The sequence below is a fragment of the Micromonospora sp. NPDC002411 genome, assembly GCF_053592955.1.
Window position 1 is genome coordinate 1 of record NZ_JBSFBM010000313.1, and the last position, 7969, is coordinate 7969.

The following is a 7969-nucleotide window of genomic DNA, read 5'->3' on the forward strand; positions in this document are numbered from 1 at the left end:
GGCGTCCGGCGTGACCACGAGCAGGGTGCCGGCCGGATCGAGCACCCGGTGGAACTCCGGGCCGTTGCGCGGAGCGAAGGGCACCTCGATGGCCACCCCGCACGTGGCCGGCGCCGCGGCGATCCTCGCCCAGGAACACCCGGACTGGGCTGCCGGGAAGCTCAAGGACGCCCTCGTCAGCACCACGAAGGCGAACCCGGCGCTGACCGTCTTCGAGCAGGGCGGCGGTCGGGTCGACGTGGCGCGGGCGCTCAAGCAGCAGGTGTACGCGTCGGCCACCGCGGACTTCGGCCGGATCTCCACCGGCGGTGCGGCGGTCGAGCGGACCGTGACGTACACCAACGGCACGAAGACCGCGCAGACCCTGCGGCTGGCCCTGGACCTGCGCAACCTGGACACCGGAGCGGCCGAGCCCGACGGGGTCGCCGTGACCTCCGGCGACGTGACCGTGCCGGCGGGTGGCAGTGTGGCCGTGCCGCTGCGCGCCGACCCGGCGAAGCTGGCCCGGGGCCCGCACGGCGGCTGGCTGGTGGCGACCGGCACGGACGGCGTCGCCGTGCGTACCCCGGTCGGGCTCACCGTCAGCGGTCCGCAGCACCTTGTCACCATCAAGCTGCTGGACCGGCAGGGTCAGCCGGGCCTCTCGCCGGGGTTGACCTTCTTCGGTGAGCAGCCCGAGTCGGACTTCTGGGGCATGTGGGGTGGCGAGGGCACCCTGCAGGTCGAGGAGGGCACGTACGTGCTGACCGCGCTGCTCACGCACGGCGTCCCCCTGGACGAGCAGATGACCCAGATGATCGAGCCGGAGGTGACCGTCGACCGGGACCTGACAGTGGTGCTCGACGCGCGCAAGGGCACGCCGGTACGCATCGAGACGCCGAAGCCCAGCGAGCAGCGGGCCACGCTCAGCTACTACGTGCACCGGGTGTTGGGCAACGGTCGGCAGATCGACCACGGGGTGATGGCCTACAGCACCGTTCAGCAGGTCAACGTCACGCCGACCCGCCAGGTGCGACAGGGCGAGTTCGAGTTCGCCTCGCGTTGGCAGCTCGTCGCTCCCATGGTGGACGCGATGATCAGCGGGGTGTCCGGTCCGTCGGACATCAACCTGTTGGGTACGTCGCCGGCGCCGACCGGTCGGCGGAAGCTGCCGCTGGTCTGGGCCGGCACCGGCACCCCCGCCGAGCTGACCCGGGTGCGGGGTGCCGCCGTGCTGCTCGGCGCGGATCCGAACCGCTCGGAGGAGGAGCAGGTGGCCGCCGCCGCGGCAGCCGGCGCCGCCGCGGTGCTGATCGTCCGTCCGGAGGACCAGAGCGCGTGGACGGTCTGGCGGCCCGCCGGAGAGCGGCTGCCGATCCCGGCGATGGTGGTCGCGTACGACGACGGGCAGCGGCTGATCGCGGCGGCGCGTAAGGGCCGGGCGACGATCGACCTGACGCTGACAGTGGACAGCCCCTACCTGTACGACGTGTGGCAGGTGTCGAAGGGTCGGGTGCCGGAGCGGATCGTGCACACGGTGACCGCGAAGAACACCGCGGAGGTGACCGCGAGCTACGGCGACATGGGCGCCGGTTGGGCCACCGAGGAGCGGTTCGGTTGGCGTCCGTGGCAGGAGTACGCCTGGAACGACGACCAGCGCCTGGTCCGCAACGGCACCACCCGGCAGGAGTTCGTCAGTGCCGGCGACAACTGGTGGCAGCACCGGGTGCTGCACAAGCAGATGTTCATGCAGTGGGGGCACCTGACCGGCGGTCTGACCCAGGAGCCCCGACGGTACGCCGCCGACGACCGGGAGACCGAGACCTGGCACGCGCTGGTGGTCCGCCCGGCCGTGCCGGCCAGCGGGGCGCCGGTGCCCACCCGCACCGGGGACAGCCTGGACCTGCGGGTGCCCGAGTTCGTCGACGCGGGTGGGCACTACGCAGTGGCTGGCAACAGTGAGGAGTCGGACACCGTCGAGGCCCGGGTCAGTCGGGACGGGAAGCAGGTCGCCGACCTGTCCGGCGGGTGGGCGCCGGTGCCCGCCACCCCGGGTCGGGCCCGCTACCGGCTGGACCTGACCACGAAGCGGTCCTCGGCCGAGTGGCGTTACGGCACCCGTACCGACACGGCCTGGGAGTTCACCTCGGCGCGTCCGGCGGGCGGGGCCGCCACGCCGTTGTCGCTGTTGCAGGTGGACTACCAGGTGCCGGCCGACCTTCTCGGCACGGTACGCGGCAACCGCCCGCACCAGGTGGCGCTGACCCTGCGTCAGCCGACCGGTGTGCCCGCGCCGACCGGCACCAGCGTCCGGGTGCAGGTCTCCTTCGACGGGGGAGTCACCTGGCGTGACGCGCACACCAAGGGGTCGGGCACCCGGTACACCGTGACCGTGCCGGCGGGACGCGGAACGGTGTCGTTGCGGGTGCACGCCGCCGACCGGGCCGGGAACACCGTCGACCAGACGGTGCTCCAGGCGTACGGGCTGCGCTGATCGGAGGCCGGGGTGGGGTGGCCACGAGCCGCCCCGCCCCGGCTCGGTCAGAGCCAGCCGCGTCGGGCGACCTGGAACGCCAGCCCGGGTCGGGTGTCCACCCCGGCGGCGGCCATCAGGTCGGCGATGCGTCGTTGCACGGTCCGGCGGCTCACCCCGAGCTGCGAGGCGATGGACTTGTCGGGGACGCCGGCCACGAACAGCGACAGCAGCCGTGCCTCGTCGGCGTCGGGCTGGTAGCCGTCGCCGGGACGGTCCTCGGGGTCCGGCCGCCGACCCTCGGTCGCGGCGACGGTGAGGGGATCGTCGAGGCGCAGTCGGGTGGCGACCCGCCAGTGGCTCTCGAAGAGGGCGAGCAGCGCGTCGAGCAGTTGGCTGCGGCCGATCACGGCGGCGCTCGGCTCCCCGCCGTCGCGGTCGGGCACCAACGGGCAGATGGCGGTGCTGGCGTCCACGATGGCCAGTCGGACGGGCAGCCGGTCGAGCACCCGGGCCTGCTCGCCGGCGGCGACGCCCTTGGCCAGGTCGGCCAAGGCTCCCGGTTCCAGCAGCAGGTCACGTTCGTAGATGGCGCGGTAGCTCACGCCGCGGGCCAGCGCGTCGAACTCCTCGACGTTCTCCGGGCCGGCCATGGCCAGGGGGTTGGCGCGGCAGAACCACAGCACCTCGGTACGCGCCGAGTTCTGCAGGTCGCGCAGGCGGTCGCGGAGAACCCGGGCTCCGACGATCACCTCGACGAGGTGGTCGACGTGGTGCCGGCGTAGCCCGGACCGGTACTCCTCGGCGAGTTGGGTGACCCGGCGTCGGGCGGCCTCCAGGTCCTCCTGGCGACGCAGGAGCGCCCCGCCGAGGGCGACGTCCGGGGCGGTCGGGCGCAGGGGCGCGTCCGGGTCGATGTCGGTGGGCTGTACCAGTCCCTTGGCGCGCAGCGCCTCGATCTGGGCGACGACCTGCTCGCGCGGTCGGTGCAGGCGGCGGGCGAGGTCGTCGACGCGCGCCGCGGTGAGCTGGAGCAGGCAGCGGTAGAGCTCCTCCTCAGCCGAGGTCAGGCCGATCACGTCCAACACGGGGCAGAACTGTACGTCGGCCGGGTGCCGGCCGTGCCGGGGCCCGTCGGCTGGTCAACTGTCGCCCCTCGCGTCTACTGTCGGTGGCTGTGCTGGAAGAGCTGCGTATCACCGGACTGGGCGTCATCGACGACACCACGCTGCCGTTGACCGGCGGGATGAACGTCATCACCGGCGAGACCGGTGCGGGCAAGACGATGGTGGTCACCGGCCTCGGCCTGCTCTTCGGTGGCCGGGCCGACGCCGGGCGGGTTCGTGCCCAACCCGGCCGGGCGGTGGTCGAGGGGCGGTTGCGTCTGGTCGGGCGGGTCGCCGACACCGTGCACGCGCGGATCACCGAGGCCGGTGGGGAGCCCGACGAGGACGGCTCGGTGCTGCTGAGCCGCACGGTGACGGTGGAGGGGCGCTCGCGTGCCCACGTCGGCGGTCGGAGCATGCCGGTGTCGATGCTCGGTGAGGTCGGCGAGCAGGCGGTCGCCGTGCACGGGCAGTCCGACCAGTTGCGGTTGCTGCGCCCGGCCGAACAGCGGGCCGCGTTGGACCGGTTCGCCGGCCCGGAGCACGAGAAGCTGCTCGACGCGTTGCGGGAGGCGTACACGGGGTGGCGGCGGGTGGTCGACGACCTGGCCGACCGGCGGCGCAACGCCCGCGAGCGCAATCAGGAGGCCGACCTGCTGCGGCTGGGCCTCGACGAGATCACCCGGGTGGATCCGCAGCCCGGTGAGGACGACGAGCTGAAGACCGAGGCGCAGCGGCTGGAGCACGCCGAGGGGCTGCGGACGGCCGCGCAGATCGCCCAGCAGTGTGTGGCGGGTGGCGCGGAGGCCACCGACGAGACACCGGACGCGGCGGCGTTGCTCGGCACCGCACGGCGGACCCTGGAGGCGCAGGCGGGCACCGACCCGGCGCTGGGTGACCTGGCGTCGCGTCTGGAGGAGGCGGCGACGCTGGTCACCGACGTGTCGGCGGAGCTGTCGGCGTACCTGGCGACGCTCGACGCGGATCCGGCCCGGTTGCAGCACGTCTACGAGCGGCGGGCGGCGCTGCGCGCCCTGACCCGTAAGTACGCCGACGACGTCGACGGGGTGATCGCCTGGGCTGATCGGGCGCGGACGCGACTGTCCGACCTGGACACCTCCGACGATCTGCTGGACGAGTTGGAGCGGGAGGGTCAGCGGCTCGCGGTCGAGGTGGCGGACCTGGCCGGGCGGGTGTCGGCGTCCCGGCAGGAGGCGGCGTTGCGTTTCGCCGACCAGGTCACCGTGGAGCTGGCCGGGTTGGCCATGCCGCACGCGCGGATCGAGGTGGCGGTGCTGCCGCGGCCGGCGGGGCGTTCCGAGCCCACGTTGTCGGTCAACGGGGTCGAGGTGGGTGTCACGTCGGACGGCGGTGACGAGGTGGAGCTGCGGTTGCTGGCCCACCCGGGCGCGCCGTCGTTGCCGTTGCAGCGCGGGGCGTCCGGTGGTGAGTTGTCCCGGGTGATGCTGGCGATCGAGGTGGTGTTCGCCGGGTCGGGCGGGCCGCCCACGTTGGTCTTCGACGAGGTCGACGCGGGTGTGGGTGGTCAGGCGGCGGTGGAGATCGGCCGGCGGTTGGCCCGGTTGGCGCGTAGTCACCAGGTGTTGGTCGTCACGCACCTGCCGCAGGTGGCGGCGTTCGCCGACCGGCACCTGGTGGTGGCGAAGGACACCGGTGGTGCGGTGACGACCAGCGGTGTGCGGGTCGTGGAGGACACCGAGCGGGCTCGGGAGTTGGCCCGGATGTTGGCGGGTTTGCCGGATTCGGATCTGGGTATCGCTCACGCCGAGGAGCTTCTGGCCGTGGCCGCCAAGGAAAGGCGGTTGTGACGCCGCGTATTGTGAGCGCAAGCACACCGGCTTGTGCCGACGTGTGCTTCCCTGGGTAGGCGGCCCTGCTCAGGCATGTCGCGACAGAAAAGCCTGCCTCACATGCCAGGATGGTCACGATGCGTCTACCCACGTTGCGCCGGAACCGGAACCCCGAGCCGGGCAGAGTCCTCGGCACCGCGCGCCTTGATCGCCGGACGAAACGGCTGGTCGGCCGGCTGCGCCCCGGTGACATCGCGGTCATCGACCACGTCGACCTGGACCGGGTGGCGGCCGATTCGCTCGTCGCTGTCGGTGTCGGGGCGGTGCTCAACGCGAAGCCCTCGGTGTCCGGCCGTTACCCGAACCTCGGCCCGGAGGTGTTGATCGCCGCCGGCATTCCGCTCCTCGACGACCTCGGCGAGGGTGTCTTCGAGCGGATCCGCGAGGGCGACCAGGTCCGCATCGAGGGCAACACCGTCTTCGCCGGTGACGAGCCGGTGGCCCACGGCAGCCTGCAGGACGCCGAGTCGGTCGCCAAGGCGATGGCCGACGCCCGGGAGGGTCTGTCGGTGCAGTTGGAGGCGTTCGCCGCCAACACGATGGACTACCTGCGCCAGGAGCGCGACCTGCTGCTCGACGGTGTGGGCGTTCCGGACATCGAGACCCAGATGCAGGGTCGGCACTGCCTGATCGTGGTGCGCGGCTACGACTACAAGGCCGACCTGGACGTGCTGCGCCCGTACATCCGGGAGTTCAAGCCGGTGCTCATCGGCGTCGACGGCGGCGCGGACGCGCTGGTCGAGGCCGGGTACACCCCCGACATGATCATCGGGGACATGGATTCGGTCACCGACGACGTGCTGCGCTGCGGCGCCGAGGTGATCGTGCACGCGTACCCGGACGGGCGGGCGCCCGGCCTGCCCCGGGTCAACGGTCTCGGCGTCCCGGCGATCACCTTCCCGGCCGCGGCAACCAGCGAGGACCTGGCGATGCTGCTCGCCGACGAGAAGGGCGCCTCGCTGCTGGTCGCGGTCGGCACCCACGCCACCCTGGTCGAGTTCCTGGACAAGGGGCGCGGTGGCATGGCCTCGACGTTCCTGACCCGGCTCAAGGTCGGTGGCAAGCTGGTCGATGCCAAGGGTGTGAGCCGGCTCTACCGGCAGAGCATCTCCGGTTCGTCGTTGTTGTTGCTGGTGCTGTCGGCGATCGCGGCGATGGCGTCCGCGGTGGCCGTGTCGACAGTCGGGAAGGCGTACCTGGGCGTGGTCGCCGAGTGGTGGGACAATCTCGTGTTCCAGCTGTACCGGCTCTTCTAGTTCCCGACCGATCAAGAGGCTGCAAGCGTGATCAACTTCCGCTACCACGTGGTGTCCCTCACCGCGGTCTTCCTGGCTCTGGCGATCGGCTTGGTGGTCGGCACAGCCGCCCTCAACGGCCCGGTCGCCGACTCGCTCGAGGGACAGGTCACCGGGCTGCGTAAGGACAACCAGAACTGGCGCCAGCAGGTCAACAACATGGAGAAGCAGCTCGCGCTGGAGGAGGACTTCGCCGAGGAGATCTCGCAGGTCATCCTCCCCGGCACCCTGACCGGGCGCCGCGTGCTGGTGCTGACGCTGCCCAACGGGCGCGACCACACCGAGGGCGTGCTCAAGAAGCTCCAGCAGGCCGGCGCCACCCTCACCGGCCGGGTCGAGTTGCAGGACAAGTTCATCAACCCGGACAACAACACCAACCTGCTGGAGTTGGCCGTCACCGCCGCCCGCCCCACCGCGCAGACCACCGGCCTGCCGGGCAACGGGCACGGTGTGGAGACGTCCAGCGCGTTGCTGGCCAGCGTCCTGCTGGACCGTCCGCAGGGTGTCGCGCCGGTCAGTGACGCCGACCGGCGGGCGGTGCTCGCCGCCTACAACAACGCCGGCTACCTGACCACCGACAACAACAAGGTCACCGGCTCGGCGGAGGCGGTCGTGGTGGTCAGCGGCCAGCCGTACGTCGACAAGGACTCCGAGAAGCGGGACGAGTCGGTCGTCAAGATCGCCGAGCAGTTCGACCGTACCGGGTCGATCGTGGTGGCCGGGAAGGGCTCCGTCGGCGGCAACCTGGTGTCCGTGGTCCGTGGTGACCCGGTGCTCGCCCAGACCATCTCCACGGTCGACAACGCCAACACGGTGCAGGGTCAGCTGGTCACCAGCCTCGCCCTGGTGGAGCAGCTCACCGAGAAGAAGGCCGGGCAGTACGGCGTCGGCGACAACGCGCCGTCCCTGCTGCCTAGACTGCCCCAGTGAGCGAACGACGTACCCCGGTGTCCGTAATCGACGCGCGTGAGCTGGCGGGCCTGACGCGCAGCAGGGTGGCGGCATGAGGACGCTTGGTCGGCTGCTGCTCGTCGGCGCTGGCGCCGCGGCGGCCCGGTACGCGCTGCGCGAGGTCCGTACCTCGCCGGCCGGGCCGGCGTTGGAGCGCACCAACTTCCGGGGCCGCACGGTCAGCCTGGCCGCCGGGCCGGCGCTCGCCCGACCGACTGGCCAACACCGACGTGGTGGCCCGCTGCACCCCGGCGCACAAGGTGCGGATCATCCAGGCGTTGCAGAAGTGCGGGC

General features: G+C 72.0%; 5 protein-coding genes and 1 pseudogene. 5 read left to right on the plus strand and 1 reads right to left on the minus strand.

The features are described from left to right. The first annotated feature begins 88 nt into the window (after positions 1 to 88). Positions 89 to 2473, plus strand: a complete 2385-nt coding sequence (locus ACWCO3_RS27835) for a S8 family serine peptidase (protein WP_450012846.1) — start codon at positions 89 to 91, stop codon at positions 2471 to 2473. Between the two features lie 47 nt (positions 2474 to 2520). On the opposite strand, the gene ACWCO3_RS27840 is transcribed toward ACWCO3_RS27835, so the two are convergent. After that, positions 2521 to 3540 (minus strand): helix-turn-helix domain-containing protein, encoded by a 1020-nt coding sequence (locus ACWCO3_RS27840; protein WP_358077988.1) that lies wholly within the window; start codon positions 3538 to 3540, stop codon positions 2521 to 2523. Positions 3541 to 3629: 89 nt separating this feature from the next. On the opposite strand from ACWCO3_RS27840, the gene recN reads away from it, so the two are divergent. The 4 genes and pseudogenes from recN to ACWCO3_RS27860 all read left to right on the plus strand — a co-directional run. After that, a complete protein-coding gene (gene recN / locus ACWCO3_RS27845; protein ID WP_145785738.1) occupies positions 3630 to 5387 on the plus strand; it encodes a DNA repair protein RecN in 1758 nt (585 codons plus the stop codon). 119 nt (positions 5388 to 5506) lie between these two features. Next, positions 5507 to 6685: a putative cytokinetic ring protein SteA gene (gene steA, locus ACWCO3_RS27850; RefSeq protein WP_088991766.1), complete on the plus strand. Its 1179-nt coding sequence runs from the start codon at positions 5507 to 5509 to the stop codon at positions 6683 to 6685. 27 nt (positions 6686 to 6712) lie between these two features. Beyond that, on the plus strand, positions 6713 to 7654 hold the full coding sequence (locus ACWCO3_RS27855) for a copper transporter (protein WP_145783534.1): 942 nt from the start codon (positions 6713 to 6715) through the stop codon (positions 7652 to 7654). A 73-nt stretch (positions 7655 to 7727) separates the two neighbouring features. Continuing rightward, positions 7728 to 7969: pseudogene (locus ACWCO3_RS27860) on the plus strand (hypothetical protein); the annotation flags it as partial.